The organism is Comamonas suwonensis (assembly GCF_012844455.2).
In the GTDB taxonomy this organism is placed as follows: Bacteria; Pseudomonadota; Gammaproteobacteria; order Burkholderiales; family Burkholderiaceae_C; genus Comamonas; species Comamonas suwonensis.
The window spans coordinates 39,954-61,899 of record NZ_JABBCQ020000010.1 but is presented as its reverse complement, the minus strand read 5'-3'; the positions used below and the strand labels follow the sequence as shown (position 1 = coordinate 61,899).

Genomic DNA, 21,946 nt, shown 5'->3' with positions numbered 1-21,946 from the left:
CATGCCCAAGTACAAGACCGTTGAAATCGTGCGCCTTGATGGCAAGCGCTTACCCGTCGACTCCGTGGTGGAGTTGTCGGAGCAGGATGCCAAGGATCTGGGCGACGCGGTGGTGCCGCAGTCTTCAGCGAGTGGCGATCTGCAGGCCAGTGTCCAACCCGATGAGCGCCTGCAGGCTGAGATCCGCGCCCGCGAGCAGGCAGAAGCGCGGGTCGAGGCAGCTCAATCCGCGCTGCTTGAGCTGCAAAACCAGCTCGATGCTGAAGTTCGTGCCCGTGAAGAAACGGAAGCACGTGCTCAGGCCGAAGCCAAGGCACGCGCCGAGGCTGCGGAGAAGGCGCTGGTCGGAGCCTCGGCCCGTGCTGAAACCGCTGAGAAAGCGCTGGCTGATTCTGCTTCTGCTGCCGATGGCAAGGCCGGCAAGGGCAAAACGGCTCCGCTGGTCTGATGCTGGACCTCGAACACGACATGCAGGCCGTCTTCTATGGCCCGGACTTCGCGCTGCAGCTCAAGCGCGTTCGTCCTGGCGTGGAAGACCTCCAGTTCCAGGGCATTGTGGGTATGACCGACAGGGAGGCGCTGGAGGGCCATGCGACGGCGACATCGCGCACCCTCCAGTGCCCTGGCCTGGTGGATCTTCGTGCCGACGATGTCGTGCAACTGCTGGAGGCTGCTCCCCAGCTCGGTCTGGCCGAAGGGGGCAAGCTCCGGGTGCTTGACGTGCCGGAGCGCGTCAACGATGGCGCTGAGCTGGTGGTGCTGCTTGGGAGTACTCGGTCATGAGCAATGCTGCAGACAAGTGTCCCAACGGCGTGCCCTTTGAGCTGGGCCGGATCTTGATCGATGCACTGAGAGCAGATTCTGGCCTGGCTGGGGTCTCGGTCCTGGACAACCCCGAGCGTGCAAGTGCCTTGGCGGATGGTGAGCGTCTTGTGTTCCTGGAAGAGCAGCGGGACGTGCCTCTGGACGATCCCGGTCAGGTGCAGCAGCGCATCTATCACTTCAGCGTGGGCGTGATTGCCCGCACTGAGAGTGCCCGCTTACAAGCGCATGGCGACTACCGCCTGGTTAAGCGCATTTTGCGTAATGACTGCATGAAGCTGATCACGGCTGCAGGCGTTCGTCTCGATGGCAAAGGTTTGCTGGAGGGTGAAGTCCGGTACCGGCTGGAGAACATCGATGTCGGTGGCTCCTTGGTGCTAGGCGCGTTTTCGATCGAGTACCGCGACCCGAGTTGATCTCGGGCTTTTGTTAGCTATTCGCCCGCCCGTGCAAGCACCGGCGGGCTTTTTGTTGAAAGGACACGCAAATGTCTCAAGCCTCTACCGCACGCGCCATTCTGGGCGCAGGCCTAGTGAATCTGGATCTCTGGAATACCGTCACCCAGAAATATGACGGTTTTGGCGATGCTCTCGATTCCGATAAGTTCGAGATCAAGCCCAACTTTGAAGAGAAGACTTCCGAGTCCCGCTCCCATCTGGACTACGGTCAGGCCCGCGCCTCGGTCATTCTGGCTAAGCCCACGGAAATCACGATTGAGCTGTCGGCGGGCGACACCAAGGCTCTGGCTATGCAGTTCCAGGGCATTGTGGAAAAACTCGCTCAGCCGACAGGCGCGACAACAGCTGACGGTGTTGACTTCACGGTCACAGATCTTGACATCTGGCTGCCTTTTGGTAAGCGCAATCTCTTTGGTGAAGCAGACCTGGTCGTGAAAAATGAAGCGGGCACCGAGACCTTGGTGCTGGGCGCGCACTACGAGGTGAACTACTTGCGCGGCGAGTTTCGCTTTCTGGCCGTCGAGGGGGGCGTCGCAAAGGGTGCCAAGGTCAAGATCGAAGCCAAGTGGGGCGCGGTCGACGGCAAGAAGATCCTGGGCGGTCGCGTGACTCAGGTGCGTTGCCGAGCCCGATTTGACGGCAAGAACATGGTCAATGGCGAGGTCGTGGAGGCCGATGTCCATGAATGCGTGCTGGGCTCCAACAACGGTTTTGACTTCCTGGGCAGTGACTTCAGCGCCATTACCTTGACCGGCAAGATCGTCACCCCCAAGGGCATGACCGAGGGCTACGAGATCCGCTTCCCCGGCGTTTCTGCCTGATCAGCGCTTGCGTACAGGCGTCTGTACCAAGCCCATGAGTAGCAGTGCGGGCCATCCAACCACCACGGTGGCGATGGCCCCGGCCCCCAGGGCCATCATGCGATCGGACTCCAGCAGCAGGCCCAGCAGGGCCAGCGGTAAGCCGACGCACACCAAGACTACACACCAAAGCAATCCGTTCATTTCTCCATCTCCTGAGGCATTAAATGGCTGACCCCAAGATCAAATATGACATTGAGGCTGCAGTCAAGGGGGCTGCTGACGCCGATGATCTTGCAAAGGCCATGCGCAACGTCGGGGATGTGCTCGAAGGCGACCTCAAGCAAGGGGCTGCTGACGCTGCCGCCGCGCTCGATGCGCTGGGTTCCAAGCAGCGGGCGCTGCGCGGCTTTGGCGAGTTGCGGGTCGAAACACAGAGCCTGACGCGCCAGCTCGACGCCTCTGTGTCGGTCGTGGATCGACTGGGCCGCGAGCTGGAAGACTCTTCGACCAAGGCCAAGGCACTGGGCGTGGCTGAAGCGACGGCCAGCCAGTCGGTGCTTTCTGCCCAGCAGGCCCTGGTGTTGAAAAAGACCGCGCTGCGCAGCCTGCGCGATGAAACCACCTCTACAGGCAAGCGCACCGAGGAATACCGCAACACGGTGGACGGCCTCAAAACGGGCATCGCTGCGGCCACCAAGGAACTGAAGACCCAGCAGAGCGCTCAGGACAGCGCCGCCCGAGCTGCACGCCAGGGCGTGAATGCCGAAGCTGCGCTGCGCAAGGAATACGAAACAGCCATCGGCGCATCGGCCAGGCTGTCTGCCGAGCTGGGCCGCAAGAACATGGCGCTGCAGCAGACCCGCAGTGCGCTCGAAGGCATGGGCATGAGCACCAGTAGCCTGGCCCAGCAGGAAAAATCTCTGCAGGCGGCTGTCGCCCAGGCCCGCGCCGAGATCGTGGCCCTGGTGCCCGCGTACCAGCAGGCGGCCAATGCCTCGACCGCGTCCACGCAAGTCCAGGCGCAGAACCAGCGCACGCTGCGCGAGGGCATGACCTCGATCAGCGTGCAGCTGCAGCGCGTCCAGAACATCGCCACAGCGGCTCTCGCCGGCAGCTACTTTGGTGGAATGATCAAAGGCCTGGCGAACACTGCCGACGCCTATACGAATCTGGAGGATCGCGTCCGCCTGGCTACCGGTGCCGGCGCACAGTTTGAAAAGGGTCTGGCCGGTGTGCAGACCGTAGCCCTCAAGACCAATACAGGGCTGGAGGAAACGGGCAATCTGTTTGCTCGTCTGAAGAAAGCCTCGGAAGAGGGCGGCATGGCCGCTGTCCAGGCGCAGGAGCGCGCCCTCGGCCTGGCTGCCACCATCAACCAGGCCACGCAGTTGTCGGGCGCTTCAGCGGCCTCGTCTCAGGCGGCGCTGACGCAGCTGATACAGGGCCTGCAGTCTGGTGTGCTGCGCGGCGAAGAATTCAACTCCGTCATGGAGCAGGCTCCGCGCCTGGCGCAGGCCCTAGCCAATGGACTGGGAGTCACAACGGGCGAGCTGCGCAAGCTGGCCGGCGAAGGCTTTCTCACAGCGGAAACCGTCATGCGTGCCCTGGAGAACCAATCTCAGGTCGTGGCGCGCGAGTTTGAGAGCCTGCGCCCCACGGTTGGCCGTGCGCTGCAGAACCTCACCACCCAGTGGACGGTCTATGTGGGTGAGTCCAACAAAGGGCTGCTGAGCACGGAAAGCGCCGCCAAGGTGATCAACGCCCTGGCCCAGAATCTGGATCTGGTCGTCGGCACTCTGACGGCGGCAGGCAAGGCCTGGGCAGCCATCAAGATTTCCGGCCTGGTGGCCGACTTCGCGCGCTGGGCGACCAGCACCCTGGCGGCCACAAAAGAGCTGGAAGTCAATACTGCTGCAGCTGCGCGTAATACGGTCGCTCAGCAGGCCAACACGGCTGCCAGTGCCCAGAACACGGTGGCTCAGGCCAGCAACACAGCTGCGACCACGGCCAACACGGTAGCCCGCGCAGCCAACGCCAAGGCCTGGGGCGATATCGGTGCGTTCACCCGTGCTGCCGGTGCTGCACAGGGGGTAGCCACTGCCGCCACTACGGCCAACACCGCGGCGGTCGCAGCCAATGCGGCTCAGGCTGCCAAGGCAGGCATTGTCTGGCGCGGTGCTTCGGCGCTAATGGGGCCTTGGGGCATTGCGGTCGCCGCGCTTACGCCCGAGATCCTGGGTTTGGGCAGTGCCTTGGGCGAGCAGGCTGCCAAGTGGATGGGCTACGGCAAGGCGATCGAGGAGGCAGAGCGCCAGATGCGTGTGGCCGATGAGGCTGCCAAGGTGCGCGCCGAAAGTGTCCGCAGAAACAATGCCTTGATGGAGGAGGCGCGCAGCCGTCAATTTGACCTGGGTAAGGAATCTAGGGGCTTGGCCTCCAAGTTTGACCAGCTGCGTCAAAGCGGCGACAGCGCTGCTGATGCCATTGCCAAGATCGGCAAGGATTTTGATCTGTCCAATGCGGCGGGCATCCGTTCGGCTACGGCAGTACTCGACAAGCTGGCCGCTGACGGCAAGCTCTCGGCCAGCGAGCTGCAGACGGCATGGGCGCAGGCTCTGGACGGTAAGGACCTCGCCAAGTTCGAGATCCTTGCGCGTCAGGCCTTTGCCAGTGCTGGGCAGGAGGCGAGCAAGCTGCGTGTGCAGATCGAGGAGGCTATCAGCAAGGGTGCGTCTCCCGAGGTTATCAAGGCGATGCAGGATCGCCTGGAGGGCGCGATGGCCGCAGCGGGCCGCGAGACTGAGCGCGTCGCCCAGATGATGGATCAGACCCTGCGTGAGGCTGTGCGCCGCACGGGCCTAGATTTCACGGATCTGCAAGGGCGCATGACCACGGCGTCGCGCTCGGTCCTCAACGACCTCGATGTCGTCATCAATGGCCTGGGCAGGCTCAAGGACCAGGGCGTCGACACGGGACGCGTGCTGGAGGCCAGCTTTGTCAAGGCGCTCGACACTGCGGACAGTCAACAGGCCGTGGAAGAGGTCACGCACCGGATCGAGGAGCTGCGCGGCAAGCTGGGTGAGCGTGTGGCTGATGGCCTGCTGGACCAGGCCAAGACCAAGATCGATGCGCTCAAGGACGCGGCAGACAAAGCCAAGCCGGGTATCAACAGCCTCAAGGAAGCCCTGGCTCAGCTGGGCGTGAAGACCGATCAATCCTTCAAGGACGTCGCTGCCAAGTCCAAGGAGGCCTTTGACATCGTTGCCGGCAGCGGTACGGCCAGCGCCCGCGAGCTGGGCGATGCGTTCAAGAAGGCTGCCGACGACGCGATCGCCGCGAATAAAGGCGTGGCACCCGAGTGGGTCAAATCGCAAGCCACCGTGCGTGGCTGGCGTGTGGAGGTCGACCAGGCTGGCAAAGCCACGCTGGTGAGCGTGAACGACTCCAAGCGTGCCCTGGATGACTTGAACGGCAGCACCCACAACGTCGGGCGCGGCTTTGCGGGCATGAAAGAGCAGGCTGTCTCGGCGTTGCAATCCATGGGCATCGAGGCTGAGCGAGTTTCAGAGAAGGTCCAGAAGCTCGTGCAGGACGGGCAGATGCTGGCTGCCGCTTTCCAGCAGCGCCAGGACAACTGGAATGCGGAGCTGGAAGGCTCGAAGTACATGAACCGGGGCAAGACCAATCCCGTTGATGCTGTGCCCTCATTCAGCAGCAGGGAAGAGGGCGAGGCCTGGTGGGCGGCCTGGCAGCAGCAGTACGCCAAGGACAACCCGTTTTCTGTGAAAAGCGGTGGTCAGCTCGGCAATTACATGCACGACATGACCAAGTTTGAGTTTGATGCAGAGATGCGCCAGGTCGAGCAGCGCGAGGCCATGGAAAAGGCGCGCAAGAAAGCCGAATCCAGTCAGCCCAGCGGCGGTGGATCTGGAGGCGGCACGGGTGGTACTGGCGGTGCAGGTGGCGGTACAGGGTCTGGTGGCGGTTCTAACGGTGGTGCATCTGGCGGCTCCAGCGGAGGGCAGCAGATCGATCGCATCGTCAATCTGTACTTCGGCAGCGCGCCGGCCAATCCGGTGCCGACCAATCAGACCGGCCAAAACTCGCTGGAGGCCATGGGCCGCGAGTGGGTGCGGATCATGGAGCAACAACGGAGCCAGACCGGCAACTGACTATGAGCGATCGAATCATTTTGACATCGGGCGGTGTGGCTTTGGACCTGCCGCCCGATTTGATTTGGGTGGACGAACTGACGGCCTCCAATGTGGTCCAGCGCAGCAAGCGCAGCGCTTTTGGCACGCTGATCATCAGCGCCATGCAGTTGCAAGGCGGCCAGCGCAGCAAGCGCAGCGCTTTTGGCACGCTGATCATCAGCGCCATGCAGTTGCAAGGCGGCCAGCGCATCACCCTGCAGGGCGAGGGCGGCAGCGCCTGGATAGAGCGCCGCGCTCTCAAACAGATCAAGCAATGGGGCAATGTGCCCGGCTTGCGTCTGGAGCTGGATATCCGGGGTGAAACCTTCAGCGTGGTCTTTGACCATGGTGATGCCGACGAGACGCGAGCGCTCGGCATGCAATCCGTCATTGACTTCAGCGACAAGCAGGACGACGACTATTACGGCAGCCTGGTGCTGCGCTTTCTGGAAGCAGGCGAACAATGAGTATCAAACAAGGCGACATCCAGCTGCATGCCAGCCGAGTCATGGACGATGTACCTGAGGGCGGCGGCGGGCCGTCCACGGTCGTGATCGAGTCCGGTCAAGAGAACGCCATCATGCCGGACATCTCCGAGATGGACCGCGCCCTGGGTCGCGCCAACATGCGTCAACTGTCTGTAGGCGTGGACACCGACGACCGCGACACCTACCAGGGCAGCAATGTCATCGTGGCAAAGCCTCCCGAAGATCCCAATATCTCCATCACCCTGTTTGCCACGGGCGGCGTCTATGACACCCGCGCCCAGGCGCAGGCCCGGCTGGAGGCTTACCTCAACAAAGGGCCGGAGTGGGCGGGCTACCTCTATGAGGATCACATCCAGGGCCAACGCGTCATTCAGATCTTCCAGCGCCCCGGCACCGAGCTTCCCGCCGTGGGCAAGACCCTGGTGCTGGTGGGCAATGAGGGGCTGGTCAACGAGCAGATTCAATATGTCCGCGCCATTCGCGTGACCAGCGTGGAGCGCTCCTTCACCTATGACACGGACAAAGACTACAAGGCAGTGATTGTCTCTGTCGAGATCTCGGATGCGCTGCGTTACGGCTTCATCGGTTCCCCGGCCAGCCGCCAGTTCACGCGCCAGGCCAACAGCGTCCGCTTGCGCGACACGGTGGTGGCAGATGCGGGCAGCTATGTGGGCGTCGCGCCTTTGAAGAAGGCTGCCGCCCTGGGCGATTTCACCATCATCGCCAAGACGATCATGACCCAGATCGTGCCCTCGGCCCAGAGTGAGACGCCTATCCCCGCGACCATTCCTTATGCAGCGGCAGGCTTTCCGATTTCTGCGGCTGAGGCCGTGACCTTTAGCACCGCTCAGACCTGGAACACCACCACCAGCCTGGCTCTGCCCGGTGGCTGCCTGCCGGGGTCTCTCTCCATCGTGGTGGGCGGAGTGACCTTGACCGACAAGGGTGGCATTCTGATGTCGGGCACCCAGCAGATCGGTCTGGTCGACTACGCCAACGGCGTCATTACTTCCAGCTCGGGCAACTATGACGGCAGCAAGACCATCAGCTACCGCCCGGCTGCTTACATGCAGCGCATGCCGCAGTCCAGCGAGATCCGCATCACGGCGGAGAACCGCAGCCAGAGCTATACGGGGTTTATCACGCCGCTGCCGGCTCGCGGCACGCTGAGCTTCAGCTATCGGGCGCAGGGCCGCTGGTATGTGCTCTCGGATGCCGGCGACGGCGCACTTCGTGGCACTGACTCTAGCTATGGCGCTGGCACCTATAGCGCTGAGACCGGTGGCTTTGTCATCACCCTGGGTGCTTTGCCCGATGTGGGCAGCTCCATCGTCCAGCACTGGGGCGTGCCCACGCAGGAAACCGTCCAGCCTGCCGCCGACCTGCTGATCAGCCAGACCATTGCGCTGGCTCTGCCTGCGGGCCAGGCGCTGTATCCGGGCGCCTTCTCCATCGCATGGATGGACGGCCAGACCCAGCGAACGGCTACAGCCACCGCAGCCTGGCAGCTGCAAGGCGATGCTACGGGAGAGGTGCGTGTCGGTCGCTCCGAAGTGCTGTTTGCGCCCAAGCTGCTGCCTGCCGTGGGCACGGTGCTCGATGTCACTGTCGACACGGCCCCTGCGGTCGAGGTCAACCTGCAGCACCCGTCCCGCAACGGCCAGGGCCGCCTGGCAGTCTCGGCGGGCCAGGGGGCATTGGTTCCCTATACGGTCGAGGTGGAGTGGAACACCCTGACCGATCAGGCCGTGCTGGGCCTTTATACCCGTGAGCAACTGAGAGAAATGGGCGTGACGCTGGTCGACCCCACCCAGATCGCTCGCGATGACGGCGCTGGCAAGCTGATGCTCAATGGCTTACAGGTCGGTACTGTGACCTATGCGACGGGCGCGGTGGACTTCAATCCCGATGTGGTCATCAAGATCCCGAAGCCGGTCTATTCGTCCAGCCAGGTCAGCGGTGGCGGCTTCTCGGGCGAGGTCGCCAAGTACCGCCTGAACTATGAGGGCATCGAGTACCTGAGCGCTCCCTCGATCTATCCCAACGATGAGAGCGGCTACGTCAAGATCCGGTTTCGCACCACGGGCAGCTCCACACGCCGCACGCTGCAGGTCACGTTTGCACCTGAGTTTGACCTGGTCACGGGCGTGCAGGCTCCAGTGGTTCCTGGCTCCGTGCTGCTCATGCCCGCCAGCGGTCAGCCATGGAGTGATGACGGCAGGGGTCTGATGCGGGTGCTGACGTCAGCCGGGTTTGTGACACGCGGCAGCATCAACTACGCCACGGGCCGCGTGGGCCTGACCTCGTGGACGCCTGGCAATGCCAACCAGCTGCGTCGAGCGGGGTGCACCACCACTTTGGGCGATGCCATTTCCAGCGCCTATGTGTTTCGCACGGCAGCAGCTCCTCTGCGTCCTGGTTCCCTTACGGTGCAGGTGCCCAGAGCTTCGGGTGGCTCGCAGAACGTCAGCGCAGGCATTGACGGCACCATCACGGCTCCCGGCGTGGTCGGTACGGTGGACTACGAAACTGGCCTGGTGCGTCTGGGCTTCGGTAGCTTGGTCGTGGCGGTGGGCAATGAAGCTGAGCCTTGGTATGACGCGGCCAATGTCCAGCCCGACGGCAAGATCTTTAAACCCCAGCCGGTGGTTGCGAGTGCTTTGCGCTATGCGGCGGTGGCCTATGCCTATCTGCCCATGAATGCCGACATCATTGGCATTGACCCAGTGCGCCTGCCCAGCGATGGCAAGGTGCCGATCTTTCGCTCAGGCTCGCTGTGCGTTGTGGGTCACACCAAGACAAGCAGCCAGCTGGTGGTGAGCAATGGCCAGATCATCAATCTGGCCCGTGTGCGCCTGTCCCGCGTGGTGGTGAGGGATGCGAACGGTAAGACCCTGAATACCGGCTACTCCGTCGACCTGGAGGCTGGGCTGCTCACCTTTACCGACGTGTCCGCCATAACCATGCCGGTGACGATTGAGGATCGCATTGAGGACATGGCCACGGCCACAGATGTGCAGATCTCGGGCGAGATCACCTTCAACCGGGCCTTGACCCACGACTACCCCAAGGACGGCAGCTATGTGTCCAGCGCGCTGCAGGCCAGCGACCGCCGAGCCCGTGTGAGCCTGGCATTTGCGCAAAAGACTTGGATCGACAACGCATGGTCTGACGCGCTTATGGGGCAAGAACCGCCCGCTAAGTACGACCAGGGCGTCTCGCCCATTGAGATCACCAACGGAGGCGGCAGTACCGAGCGCTGGGTGCTGGAGTTCACCTCGACCAGCCAATTCAGGGTGATTGGCGAGCATGTGGGCGTGATTGCTACAGGCGACATCAATGCGGTCTGCTCGCCGCTCAACCCGGCCACGGGCAAGCCTTATTTCACGATCGATCCGCTTGGCTGGGGCAGCGGCTGGGCGATCGGAAACATCCTGCGCATGAACACCGTGGGCGCGCTGTACCCATTCTGGGTTGTGCGCACGATCCAGCCAGGTCCAGAAAGCGGCATCGAGCACAACTTCTCAATTCTTGCGCGCGGCGATGTGAACCGCCCGCAGTCCAACTGATATTGAAATCTGGAGAGAGATATGGCATCTGTAGTCGATACCAGCGTCAAGCACGCATACAGCAGAATGACAGGCGCGCCTGCAATCAGTGCTACCGCAGGCGCTTTGCTTGGCGTGCTGCGCGCTTTCTTGGTCACGGGGTGGGGCCTGAAAGCTGTGGATTCAGCCATGATCAGTAATGGAGTCTGTCGACTGAATTTTGCTAGTGGCAAGAGCGCTGCAGAGTTTCACTCCGTGATTCTTATTGCTGGTGCTTCGCCCGCTGCGCTCAACGGCGAGCAGCGTATCACTGCAGTGGCGAGCGGTTGGGTGGAATTTAAAACGGATCTGCCAGATGGGTCGGTTACAGGCGCAATCAACTTCAAGATGGCCCCGCTGGGCTTTGAAGAAGCGTTCCCCGGCACGACAACAAAAGCAGTCTTTCGCTCGAAAGATGTTTCGGGAACCAGGGCATTCTTCCGAGTCGATGACTCCAATCCAACTGCAGCGCGGGTGCAGATGTACGAGTCCATGACAGACATCGACACGGGACTTGCTGTATCGCCGCTGACAGTCGCCGGCGGCTACTACTGGACGAAATCCCCGGTAGCTGCGTCAACCCCGCGCAACTGGCTGCTGATCGGGGATTCGCGTGGTTTCTATTTCGTAAATACACCATACAACGATTCGAGTATTACGGCGGTTACATGTGGTGGTTATGGTCTTGTTAGTCGGTACTTTGGCGACATCAAGAGTCATCGAAGTGGGGATGCATGGTGCGGTTTTCTGAGTGGTGCTTCAGTCGACACTTGGAACAGTATTCAAGGTTGCATCTTTCAAGATGACAGCTCTGCTGGTTCATCGCTGCAGCGTGCGTCAACAGGTCTGGGCGCGGGGCAGCAAACATCGCGCAATGTGCTGAGTGGTGGTATCTCGGGTTACCAAGGTCCGTTTGGCGCATTTCCAGCGCGCGCAAATAACGGCTTGCATCTGTCAGAAATTCCAATCTCGGACGCTGGCTGGTCTAGCGGTCCCCGAGGTGTGATGCCAGGCGCATATCACTGCCTACAAAGCGGTGTAGCGGCAGCCCTCGGTTTTGACATACGGTTTACAGATGGCCAGGGTGAGTTTTTGGGGAAGCAACTGTTGTCGATCAGCATTGGCTCTCCTTCCTCCATGAATAACGGCCTCGCATTTTTTGATGCAACAGATCCATGGAGGGTCGAATGAGCTACCGCATTCGATTGCAGGGTTTTGAAATCGAAGGCACTGGAGACTTGCACCTAGCCGCGTTGCAGTTGTTTGATGAGACTCTGGGCCGCATTGACCTCAATGCCAGCTTTTCCTGCAGCCACGCGCCCGTGGTCGGAGCACTCGCAAATCTACAGAATGAAGACCTTGCTCAAACCTGTGCGTTTGCAAGGGCAGATGTGCTGTCACCGGGTTTCTACATCGAGTATCTGTTTGCTGATGCAGTGCAGATTGGCGGAATCAAGTTGGGTCTGCTTGCGCCTGCTACATCGCCATGCAGGGTCACGATATACGGTGCGGGTGATCCGACCTGGAATATCAACGGAATCGATGTGTCGACTGAAGGTCTTGGGCCGCTGCTGGAGCGTGGTGATCCGTTCATAGAAATAGTGCCGGTACTGCTGTGGTCGGACGGCTCGGGCATTAGAGAGCGTAGCCCGTCAGCTGTTCGCACTTGGGTTGCGCAGGGGGCAGTGTCTGAGGTGGCGAGTGCTGACGCTGTCGATGGTCGCACGTTTCGATTCGCAGAAACAGGTTCATATCTCACAACCGCTGGCACCCCTGATCTGAATCTGTCGGGTAAAAACTGGACGATTGAGATGCGCTTTAAGACCAGTAAATTGGGCGAAATTGTCTTGATTGACAAATACCAAAGCTCTGGGACCTGGCAGTTGTCGCTTGTTGACGGGCTTCTCAAGTGGTACTTCGAGGGCTACTACGTCCTAGGTTCGAGAAACCTCGCGGACGGGAAATATCACGACATATTGGTTGAACGTCGTGGTAATGAGCTGGTGGCGTTTGTGGATGAAGATGCTCCGATCATTGCTTCATTTAGTCGCGTACTTGCAGACAACACGACTGCGTTGTCTATCGGAGCCCAGGTCGCAAGCCGTAATGGTGCTTATGACTTTATTGGCGATATCGACTATGTGCGCATTACCAACGGTGCAGCACGGGTGAGCCAAGCATTTGAGCCGCTCAGAAAAATTCCGCTTACAGGTGGAGGTCGTTTACGGCGTCCGCGAATTGGCACGCATGTCTCGCGCTCGCGGGTGGCATTGCAGAGCGAGGTGGTGCGAGGTTCGATGCAGGTGCATAACTACCGCGCCCTCAATCTGCTGGATGCTGAGTTCGGGGGGCGTGGCCGTATTTACGGCACGGTGTCACGCAAAACCACGTCCGCAAATGTGGCCGTAGCGCGCCGCGTGCGCCTGCATCGCAGCGTGGATGGCTACTTGGCCCGCGAGACCTGGAGCAAGGCCGATGGCTCCTATGAGTTTCGGGAAATCAACGCGCGCTACGAGTGGGATGTGATCGCCTGGGACCATGAGCTGCAGGAGTTCTCCACGGTGGCCAACAACCAGATGGCAGAGGTCATGCCATGAGCAATCTGCCCGAATTCGAGATCTCCGCAGCCCACGCTCTGGCCCGCCTGCAGGCCACACTGGCCTTTGCCGACTCCGGCCCAGACGCATCGCGCATTGCACTCTATGACGCCGCCGAGCAGCTGCTGGTGACACTGACCCTGACAAAGCCCTGCGGGCAGATCACCGAGCCGGGCCACCTGCTGCTGACCCAGGCCAATGGCGGCGGCGACATGATTCTGGTTAGCGGTCAGGCCGCCTCGGGCATCTGGAGCACCAGCGACGGCCAGCTCATCGGTCGCGGCCTGGTTACGGACGAGGCAGGAGCTGGGCACTTCAAGCTGCTGGGCAGCAACGGCACCCAGCTCTATGCGGGTGGCAAGGCCATCCTGGGCGAGACAAGGGTCGACTGATGGCCGCCGTCGACCTGATCTTTAACCGCGCCTTCAAGACCGGCAACCCGGTCGAGCTGGTGTTTGGCGATGATGGCGGCGGGCAGGTGCCCAATGCGGCCTTGGTCGTTGCCGCGCGCATGCCGGGTCTGCGGGTCCGGTCTTTGGTGCATGTACGCAAGGATCTGGTCGTAACTGGCCGTATGCCGGGTGTGCGCTGCAGTGCGGTCGTGCACTACAACACCGACACGCCCCGGCCTGTGGTGGCCGAGGTCGCCGCTCCAGCACAGCAGGCGCAGCCTGTGGTGCAGGGCTGGACGACGGGCTGGCAGGAAACCGATGCAATGCCTGCAGGCTGGATGTCGACCGCGCAGGACGCCAAGCCCTTGCAAGAGCAGTTCGGTGTTGCCTGGCAGGACGGCCAGCGGCAAGGGATGGCCATGCAGGGAAGGTTTCAGCAGGCGCGGCCTCTGCCTGGTGCAGCAACCCAGGCCCGCTGGCAAGAGGCTCAAGGCGTGCGCTTGGCTCTACAGGCTTCGGCCCAGGATGCCGCGCCCGTCCGGGCCGGTTGGGCAGTGCGGTTTCAGGAAAGCCTGCGCGATCGTCGCCGCATGCTGGAGGCAACGGCACAGGATGCGATGGGCCTGCAGTACCAGCTCACCACGAGTGCAGGCCCATCGGTGCCGCTGTATCGGGGATTTGAGGGGCGCTATCAGCAGGCCATGAGGCCGCCGGCGGGCAAGTCGCAGACCCAACCGCCCGAGCCGGAAAACCCAGGCTGTTATGAGCAGCTGGTGGGCGGCCCGATCAAGCTGGTGTTCTGTAAGTCCTGGTCTGCTTCGGCAGACCTTGTTTTTTACTGCTGCCAGTCCACGCCGGAGCCGGGTTCGCAGTTTGTCATTCCCCTATTGAAGGTCTACATGCTTGTCTATCAATCCAATGCAGTACTGCTGCCCTCCGGCGCTCCGGTGCCGCTGACGGGTGTGCGTATCGAGAGCGGTGATGATGGCTTCGGCTGGACGCTGTCTGCCTCTGGCCCTGTTGACCTGGTAGAACTTCTGGCTCCGCAGGGTGGGGTGCCCAAGCAGATCCGGCTCACCATCAACGGTATCGATTGGGTGTTCGCGGTCAAGCGGCCTGTGCGCTCGCGCAGCTTTGACGGCTGGCAGGCCTCCGTATCCGGCCAGAGCGTTACGTCCCTGATCGGTGAGAGCTTCTGGCGCTCCAAGGCCTGGAGCATCAGCAGCCAGATGTCTGTGCAGCAGATTGCCAGCGAGGCGCTGCAGAACACAGGCATTACGCTTGATTGGGCCGCTGAAGACTGGCAAGTGCCGGCTGCTGCCTGGTCGCACACGGGCACGCCACTGTCGGTCATCAAGCGCATTGCCGAGGCAGCCGGTGCCGTGGTTCGCAGTCATCGCACCGAGCCGGTGCTGCAGCTGGTGCCTGAGTACAAAGCACTGCCCTGGAGCTGGGCCACGGTGGTGCCGGATGTGGTCATGCCAGGGCAGATCATCGTGCAGGACACGCTGACGGATCTGGAGCAGGAGCTGCGCAATGCCGTCTATGTGTCTGGCTCCGCTGCGGGCGGCGTGGTGGGCCAGATTGTGCGCGCCGGCACCGCTGGCGATCTGCTGGCTGCCCAGATCACAGATCCGCTGATGACCGACGTGATCGCCGTGCGCCAGCGCGGCATCGTGCCGCTGGCCGACTCTGCATTGCGCTGGCGGCAGGAAGTCAGCGTGCCCCTGATCACGGGCGGCACGGCTCCGGGCTTGATCCTGCCTGGTTACTTGATTGAAGTGCAGGAGCCTGGCGAGACATGGCGCGGCCTGGTGCGCCATCTATCCCTGGACGAAAACATGCCCGAATTCACCCAAACCCTGACCGTGGACCGCTTTCAATGACTCCCATCAATCTGTATCTGCGCCTGCAGGCCCTGCAGCGGCAGTCTCCCAAGCTGTTTGCCACGGTCAAGGCCCTGGTCGGCAACCAGGCCCAGATCGAGTACCCCGGTGGTGTGCGGGTGATGGTCAGCAACCCTATCGCAGCCCCTGTCGACCAGGCGGTGTTTGTACGCGACGCGGAGATCGTGGAGCGCGCACCCAATCTCACCTATGTGAGGGCTGAGATCTAGCCGCATCGTTTTCGAGTTTTTAAGTGCCTGCCCGTGGCAACACCGGCAGGCTTTTTTGTGTCCGTAGAAGAGAGGAGGGGTTATGAACCCGATCAAGCGTTGGCGTTGGTGGGCAGTCCTGGTGCTGCCCGTGGTGGTGATTGTGCTCAATGCCATGGGACCGAATGGCTGGCGTGAGCCGGTGGTGCGGCTTCTGTGGTTGTCCTGGACGGCGGTTGCCGTGTCGATCGCGCTCTCGGCCAGCAAGGCCATGGCGGACTACGCCAACGGGCGTGAGGCCTGGCAGAAGTCGCTGGAGCATCCGATTGGTGCTGGGCTTTCCTTCCTGGCGCTGTGCCTGCTGCGCTCTGCCATGGTGATTGCGATCGTGTGGGCCAGCATGACGCAGTTTGCCAATGCGGCGGAGCCTGCCGGCATCCAGCGCGCCCGTGCGCTGGCCCCGATGGTGGTCAGCGAGATCGAGCAGCACTGGGCCGACATGCCCCGGCGCAGCTACTTGGGGGCGCTGATCGAGCAGGAGAGCTGCCCGAGCCTGTCGCATCGCATGTGCTGGAGCACCACGGCCCAGCTCAAGACCTCGCGCGAGGAGGGCGGTGGTCTGACCCAGTTCACGCGGGCCTGGACGGCTGCCGGCGCACTGCGCTTTGATGCGCTGGCCGAGGTGAAGCTCTTGGCCCCGAAGGCGCTGGAAGAATTGAGTTGGGAGACGGTTTACCAGCGCGCGGACCTTAATGTGCGTGCTGCGATCGTCAAGCTGCGCAACTGTGATGCAAACCTGACCAGGTTGACCCCTGGCCTTGATGATCTCACCCGCGTGGCGATGTGCGGCGCTGCCTACAACGGCGGCTGGGCGCATTTGCAGCAAGACCGCAAGCTCTGCGGCATGACACCTGGCTGCAACCCCAATAAATGGTTTGGTCATGTGGAGATGCACAGCGTCAAGAGCCGCGAGAAATGGCAGGGCTACGGTCAAAGCGCCTATGACGTGAACCGTGGTCATGTTCGCAACACGGTCCCGTTGCAGTCGCGGCGAGCCAAATACGTCGAGATGCTGGGGGTGTGATGCGCAACTACCTCAAGGCCAACGGCCTGCGCTGGCTGTGTTACGTGCTGGTGGGGCTGCTGGCCTGGCAGACCCTGCGCCTGCATTCTGAGCAGCGCGCTCATCAGGTGCTGCAGCTGGCCGTCGCCAATGCGGCCAAAGACCAGGCTCAGACAGGCCTCAAATCCGAAAAAGAAACTGGAAACCGAGAGCGGCAGCATGCCGCCGACACCCAGAAAGCAAGCGATGAATTCACGCAAAAACAACCTGGCCGCGATGCTCAGCTGCGCGCTGATCTCGATCGCGCTGAGCGCCTGCGGCTCGATGCCGAGCGACGGGCCGCAACCTATCGCGCGCAAGCCCAAGCCAACGCCGCTGCCGGCAGCGATCTTGCAGATCGACTTGAAGCCTACGACCGCCACATTGTCGAGGGCGTCGAAGTGGTTGCAAGACTCCGAGGCGATCTTGCAAGGCGAGACGACGAAGTAGTGCTGCTCAGCCGGCAAGTGCAGATCGAGCGCTCATTGACCGCCGACTGAAAAAAAGAACGGAGCGTCAGCGGAGGTGCGCTAACACCACCACTGACACCGAACCCACAGATCGCGCCTGTGTGCCCAGCCAAGGCCCCGTCCACCTGTACAGGCGGGGCGCAGTGTATCAACTCTGGAGCCCATCATGGCAAGCCCTATCATTCCGTGGATCGGCGGCAAGCGTCGCTTGGCAGACTTCATCATTCCTAGGTTTCCTGCTCACAAATGTTATTGCGAAGTGTTCGCTGGCGGTGCAGCCCTTTATTTCATGCGGCCCCTGCTGAGGTGGAAGTGATCAACGATGTCAATGGTGACCTGGTCAACCTCTACCGAGTGGTGCAGAAACACCTTGAGGAGTTTGTCCGACAATTTAAGTGGGCTTTGTCCAGCCGTGAGGTTTTCAAGTGGCTGCAGATCACCAGGCCGGAGACCTTGACGGACATCGAGCGCGCGGCTCGGTTCTACTATCTGCAGCAACAGTGCTTTGGAGGAAAAGTACAGGGCCAGTCTTGGGGGACGGCAACCACTACGGCGGCCCCGACGGTCAACCTGCTGCGGTTAGAGGAAGACCTTAGCGCCGCTCATCTTCGCCTGCATGGTGCGTACATCGAGCGCCTAGATTGGAAAGAGGTGATCAGGCGCTACGACCGCCCACACACTTTGTTCTATCTCGATCCGCCGTACTGGGAAACTGAAGGCTACGGCGTCCCGTTCGAGTGGGAGGAGTATCTGGCAATGGCAGAGATATTGCGGAATCTGCAAGGCAAAGCCGTCCTGAGCATCAACGACCATCCTGCAATCCGGGAATGCTTCAAAGACTTTCACGTTGAGGAGGTGCCGATCAACTATACGGTTGCCGGAGGAGGGAAGGCAGCGGCGCGTATGGAGTTGGTTTACAGCAGCTGGGATGTGAGTGCAGAGCCAGTGGGTTTGTTCTAAGCGCAGTCTAGATTGAGCGAAAGCCTAAAAGGTCTCCCTGGTGTTTGGGCACCGAGGAGGCCTTTTTTGTTGATGTACCCAAACCTAGGGTTCGCAATCCTCAGTGAGCCATAGCCTCATTTCTAGATATGGCGAGTAGTTGGAGAAATCAAAGACCTCGGGGGGGGGTCTTCAGGTACTCATCGAAAAGATGCATGGCCGCTCCTAGGATTGAAGTTGTTTTTTAGCGTTAAAGTGATTGATTTAGTTGAGAAAAAGGAGAAGTAAGGATGTCATCGATGGCTACGAGTCACGCGTGTCCGTTATTAGCGATAGATCGAAGGCTGGCAGCAGTTCATCGCTATTGGCATGAAGCGGAGAGTCATTACTTTGACCCAGACTTATTTCGCTCATCAATCCAGACTGCGATTCAAACTCTACGCACAGTCACGTTCCTAATACAAAGCCACAAACGGTTGTTTCAAAATTTCGACATTTGGTATGGGGCATGGCAAGAAAAACTTCGGCAAGACCCCTTAATGCGTTGGATGGTGGATGCTCGCAATATGATCGAGAAGCAAGGGGACTTAGAGACATTCAGCGTTATTAAGGCTGAAATTCTTGCGTCTTATTACGACGAAGGGCCAAGCTGGCAAGTACCCGCAGAGCTATTTGAAAGCAAGGGAATGTTGTTGCAAACCTCACTTACGACTGCAGAGGCGAGTCATGTGGGGAAACATGGAGTTCTACGTATTCAGCGTCGTTGGGTTGAGAACAGTTTGCCAGAACACGAGTTGCTTGATGCGCTAGCTATTGCCTACGGCCGTATAGATGGTTTGGTAAAGGATGCTCATGCAGTTTTGGGCCTTGATCCTTTCCACTTCAGCCATGCGACTATGCACTGCCAAGAACCTTTGCCGACTAACAGTGGTTGTTTATCCTGCATGCTCGCTTCAAGCCAAGTTCGCACACTTCATCTGCATATCGAGTCTGGAAGCCCGATGAAGTTCGGCTCCGTCAAAGTAGAAGCAACCCAAGAAGAATTGCAAGTTGCAGCGGATAAGTATGGGATTGATAAAGTCGCTTTTGAAGCTTTATCCAAAGGAAGTCTTGAGAACAAATTGGTGCAATTATTTGAAATAGCTAAAAAGATGATTGTTATCGATGGGCATCACGTACCAATGGTTATCTTCCTTAAAGATGGGGATGTGATTTATACAACGGAGCTTGCCTTCTCGAATAAAGCTTCTAAATATGTGCTGATGCGCCAGCTTGGCACAGACGCAGCCAAAATTAGTGCCGATGGCGTGATCATGATCTCAGAAGTTTGGTCTTACAAACGTGAGAAAGGGGCGCTTTGGAGTGATCCTTTGAATGATCCAAATAGAAAAGAACATCTGACAGCTAGTTTGATAACTAAATATGAGGACCCAGTGCGGTTGAGTGCTGAAATTCATCGTCAAGATGAGGAGGTTCATCTAGGTAAAACAGAGATTACCCGTAATGAAGTCCTTCCTTCATTTGCACCGTTTTATATCGCATGGGGTAGAGAGATACCTACTAAATGGATTGAAGCAACGCATGCATTCAAGGAGTAGTTACAAGATGAATTTATATTTTCTTTCATCGGAAAGGCTTATTTGTCGATGACAGCCACCCAGATAAAAGCTGTCTTCCATACCTCGATCTTGAAGAGAGCCAATCGCTGCACAGCAAGCATAAATTCTTATAGCTTCGACGAAAGTAATGGATCGCTCTTTGTGGCCCATGTTAGGCATTGACGTATACATGAAATCTCAGCGACCTGTCCTGTGAGCTGGGGTCTGCATTCCACGACGGGGTTTGCTCTGAAAGATTCTGAATAGTATTTCAGTCAAAGATAAGCCCCGATGCCTTGCGGTGTAGGGGCTTGTTTGCCGTTTACGGCTCAGTTCGCAGAGGCGTTTTCAGCTTGTGCTGTCCGTCCGATCAGTGGCTGGAAAGGTTAATTTACTGATGTAGTCCTACGATAGTGCTACGGATGACAGTAAATTTAAATTTATATTTTATTAATCAATAACTTGCAACTTTATAAAACCCATCCATCATTGGCGCCACGCTCATGCGCCACATGTTTGTAATTTGTTGATTTACTTGGATATTCGTGTTGCTCATAGCATGAAAATTGTGCTTTGGTGCCTTGATTGAGGCCTTCGTTTTGCCTGATTCTGCCTATAAGTGCCGCTCTCGGTGCTACATTGAGGCACCACGAATTTCAGGGTGCCTTGCATGGGAACAATCACTCAGCGTAAGAGAGCAGATGGCTCGATTTCATGCCGTGCACAGGTCCGTGTGCGGCAGGGCAGTGAATATCTTCATGGTGAGTCCAAGACCTTCACGAAGCGGGCTCTGGCGCAAGAGTGGATCCGTCGACGCGAGTTCGAGCTAGAGAAAGCAACGGCTAGCGGGGATCCAATCAAGGGCTACGTCACTCTCAAGCAGATACTGGAGGATTATGTCAGCGATGCAAAAGGCATCGTGGCATGGGGGCGGTCCAAGACGGCCGATATCGCCCGACTGCAGAAGGCCAAGCTGGCGCACCGGGATGCCCGGCATCTGCGTGCCATTGACTTTGTCGAGTATGCAAGGTGGCGACGTACCGAAGAGGAAGCCGGGCCGGCCACCGTACTCAATGACATCGTCTGGCTGCGCCAGGCCTGCCTGGGGTCTGTCACTCGCTATGGCATGAGCAAACTGGTGCAGGAACTGGATGCCGCCAAACAAGAGTTGCTGCGGCTGAAGGTCATTGCCAAGCCACGCTGGCGCATACGCCGCCTGAAGCCCGAGGAAGAGGCTGCGCTCAGTGAGTACTTTGGCAAGCAGGAGGCTCGCGCTTTTCCTATAACCATCGCAGTATCAGCTCAAGCTTCACGAGGGCTTGCAAGCTTTTGAACATCCCGGATCTGCGGCATGAAGCCATCAGTCGTTTGTTTGAGCGTGGCTACAGCATTGAGCAGGTGGCGCAGTTTTCGCTGCATGAGTCTTGGGCTTCTTTGAAGATCTACACGCACCTCGATCCAGCAGATGTCCCTGAGCTGACTTGAAGCGGTGAGGATGAAAAACATTAGCTGGTCATTGATGGCCGGTAATTTCCAAACAACTGCGTCTTGTTTGCGATCGTCGCTTCTCGACCCATTGTTGTCGTTCGTGCCTCGGTGGCCAATGTCTGCTGCACAGCGATAGCTGTCCGTCTTCATGCAACCGCTGAGGAAACAGTGGCTTTTTCGTGGGTTGAATGGCCGAACAAGGCTACGAGAGACGCGGCCATGAAAAAGATGATGGAAGACCCGCGAATGGATCCATCTAACCTTGGTAACCCGCCAATGCCATTCGATGGCAAACGTATGATCTTTGGGGGGTGAACATTAAGGCTTGAGCCGGATGTGTGGGGTAGGCGTCATTGACGCGCTGCAGCAATGCATTTACGGATTGAAGTAGAAAAATTGTGTTGTTGGCTACTCATGCTTAATTATTTAATGTAACTTACATAAATTAATTAGAGCGTCTCAAATCTTATTTGAAGCGCTCTCAGATCGATTTCCGGGACCACATCGCACATGGCTGGCGTCAGCCAGTAGATGTGACGATGACTTCTTTAATGCGGCCTTTGATGCGAGTGCGGCAGTTTTCATCAGGCCAATTGTCATTCGCACGTTGGCGCTGATGGCTGTACGCGAGCGTCCGCCAACTGGAATTACTAAGGTTCGGCAACAAGTTTGCTTAAAGCCATCGGTATCCAAGAGGACGAGCCAGAGGTGCTTGCCTCCATTTGAAAAAGGGAACGCTTTTCGGTCGCAGAGGGTACGCCAGTCTTTTCTTAACTGCCACCTCAAACAACTCGTGCTTATTTAGGCTAGACATCAACGTTTCCTGCACCTTGGAGCACACACGCTCGTAGATACGTGGAGCGGAGATCAAAACATTTCAAATCTTGAGAAGACAGTGCCACAGATCCTGCGCA

Annotated in this window: 18 protein-coding genes and 2 pseudogenes; 19 read left to right on the top strand and 1 reads right to left on the bottom strand. The window is 59.2% G+C overall.

Features of this window, described 5'->3' with window-relative positions:
• Position 1: 1 nt before the first annotated feature.
• The 4 genes from HF327_RS12735 (at position 2) to HF327_RS12720 (ending at position 2,101) form a co-directional block, all read left to right on the top strand.
• The gene (locus HF327_RS12735; RefSeq protein WP_198460524.1) at positions 2–448 is read left to right on the top strand and encodes a hypothetical protein; all 447 of its coding nucleotides are present in this window, start codon (positions 2–4) and stop codon (positions 446–448) included.
• Positions 448–783, top strand: a complete 336-nt coding sequence (locus HF327_RS12730; RefSeq protein WP_198460523.1) for a hypothetical protein — start codon at positions 448–450, stop codon at positions 781–783. The genes HF327_RS12735 and HF327_RS12730 overlap by 1 nt, the downstream gene beginning before the upstream one ends.
• Entirely contained in the window at positions 780–1,238 is a 459-nt protein-coding gene (locus HF327_RS12725) for a hypothetical protein (RefSeq protein ID WP_198460522.1), read from the top strand. Before HF327_RS12730 ends, HF327_RS12725 begins: the two co-directional genes overlap by 4 nt.
• Positions 1,239–1,309: 71 nt before the next feature.
• Complete coding sequence (locus tag HF327_RS12720; RefSeq protein ID WP_198460521.1) at positions 1,310–2,101, top strand: phage tail tube protein; 792 nt, start codon at positions 1,310–1,312, stop codon at positions 2,099–2,101.
• Here HF327_RS12720 and HF327_RS12715 read toward each other — a convergent pair whose 3' ends face one another.
• Complete coding sequence (locus tag HF327_RS12715; RefSeq protein ID WP_198460520.1) at positions 2,102–2,284, bottom strand: hypothetical protein; 183 nt, start codon at positions 2,282–2,284, stop codon at positions 2,102–2,104.
• Between the two features lie 23 nt (positions 2,285–2,307).
• On the opposite strand from HF327_RS12715, the gene HF327_RS12710 reads away from it, so the two are divergent.
• The 15 genes and pseudogenes from HF327_RS12710 to HF327_RS12645 all read left to right on the top strand — a co-directional run.
• Positions 2,308–6,255, top strand: a complete 3,948-nt coding sequence (locus HF327_RS12710) for a tape measure protein (RefSeq protein ID WP_198460519.1) — start codon at positions 2,308–2,310, stop codon at positions 6,253–6,255.
• A 2-nt stretch (positions 6,256–6,257) separates the two neighbouring features.
• Positions 6,258–6,743 (top strand): hypothetical protein, encoded by a 486-nt coding sequence (locus HF327_RS12705; RefSeq protein ID WP_198460518.1) that lies wholly within the window; start codon positions 6,258–6,260, stop codon positions 6,741–6,743.
• Positions 6,740–10,333, top strand: coding sequence for a hypothetical protein (locus tag HF327_RS12700; protein ID WP_198460517.1), 3,594 nt, complete (start codon positions 6,740–6,742; stop codon positions 10,331–10,333). The genes HF327_RS12705 and HF327_RS12700 overlap by 4 nt, the downstream gene beginning before the upstream one ends.
• Positions 10,334–10,354: 21 nt before the next feature.
• Positions 10,355–11,542 (top strand): hypothetical protein, encoded by a 1,188-nt coding sequence (locus tag HF327_RS12695; protein WP_198460516.1) that lies wholly within the window; start codon positions 10,355–10,357, stop codon positions 11,540–11,542.
• Entirely contained in the window at positions 11,539–12,948 is a 1,410-nt protein-coding gene (locus HF327_RS12690) for a LamG-like jellyroll fold domain-containing protein (RefSeq protein ID WP_198460515.1), read from the top strand. The genes HF327_RS12695 and HF327_RS12690 overlap by 4 nt, the downstream gene beginning before the upstream one ends.
• Positions 12,945–13,340, top strand: a complete 396-nt coding sequence (locus HF327_RS12685) for a hypothetical protein (protein WP_198460514.1) — start codon at positions 12,945–12,947, stop codon at positions 13,338–13,340. Before HF327_RS12690 ends, HF327_RS12685 begins: the two co-directional genes overlap by 4 nt.
• Positions 13,340–15,226, top strand: coding sequence for a hypothetical protein (locus tag HF327_RS12680; RefSeq protein ID WP_198460513.1), 1,887 nt, complete (start codon positions 13,340–13,342; stop codon positions 15,224–15,226). Before HF327_RS12685 ends, HF327_RS12680 begins: the two co-directional genes overlap by 1 nt.
• Positions 15,223–15,456, top strand: a complete 234-nt coding sequence (locus tag HF327_RS12675) for a hypothetical protein (protein WP_198460512.1) — start codon at positions 15,223–15,225, stop codon at positions 15,454–15,456. The genes HF327_RS12680 and HF327_RS12675 overlap by 4 nt, the downstream gene beginning before the upstream one ends.
• 82 nt (positions 15,457–15,538) lie before the next feature.
• Entirely contained in the window at positions 15,539–16,519 is a 981-nt protein-coding gene (locus HF327_RS12670) for a lysozyme family protein (protein WP_198460511.1), read from the top strand.
• Positions 16,519–17,037 carry a hypothetical protein gene (locus HF327_RS12665; protein ID WP_198460510.1) on the top strand — a complete coding sequence of 173 codons (519 nt, stop codon included), beginning with the start codon at positions 16,519–16,521 and terminating at the stop codon, positions 17,035–17,037. Before HF327_RS12670 ends, HF327_RS12665 begins: the two co-directional genes overlap by 1 nt.
• A gap of 136 nt (positions 17,038–17,173) precedes the next feature.
• Positions 17,174–17,967 (top strand): annotated as a pseudogene (locus HF327_RS12660) (DNA adenine methylase).
• A gap of 278 nt (positions 17,968–18,245) precedes the next feature.
• Complete coding sequence (locus tag HF327_RS12655) at positions 18,246–19,544, top strand: hypothetical protein (RefSeq protein WP_198460509.1); 1,299 nt, start codon at positions 18,246–18,248, stop codon at positions 19,542–19,544.
• 670 nt (positions 19,545–20,214) lie between these two features.
• On the top strand, positions 20,215–20,877 hold the full coding sequence (locus tag HF327_RS12650) for a hypothetical protein (RefSeq protein ID WP_236024173.1): 663 nt from the start codon (positions 20,215–20,217) through the stop codon (positions 20,875–20,877).
• On the top strand, positions 20,874–21,029 hold the full coding sequence (locus HF327_RS22095) for a tyrosine-type recombinase/integrase (protein ID WP_236024172.1): 156 nt from the start codon (positions 20,874–20,876) through the stop codon (positions 21,027–21,029). The genes HF327_RS12650 and HF327_RS22095 overlap by 4 nt, the downstream gene beginning before the upstream one ends.
• A gap of 147 nt (positions 21,030–21,176) precedes the next feature.
• Positions 21,177–21,347 (top strand): annotated as a pseudogene (locus tag HF327_RS12645) (DUF1428 family protein); the annotation flags it as partial.
• Between the last annotated feature and the right edge of the window lie 599 nt (positions 21,348–21,946).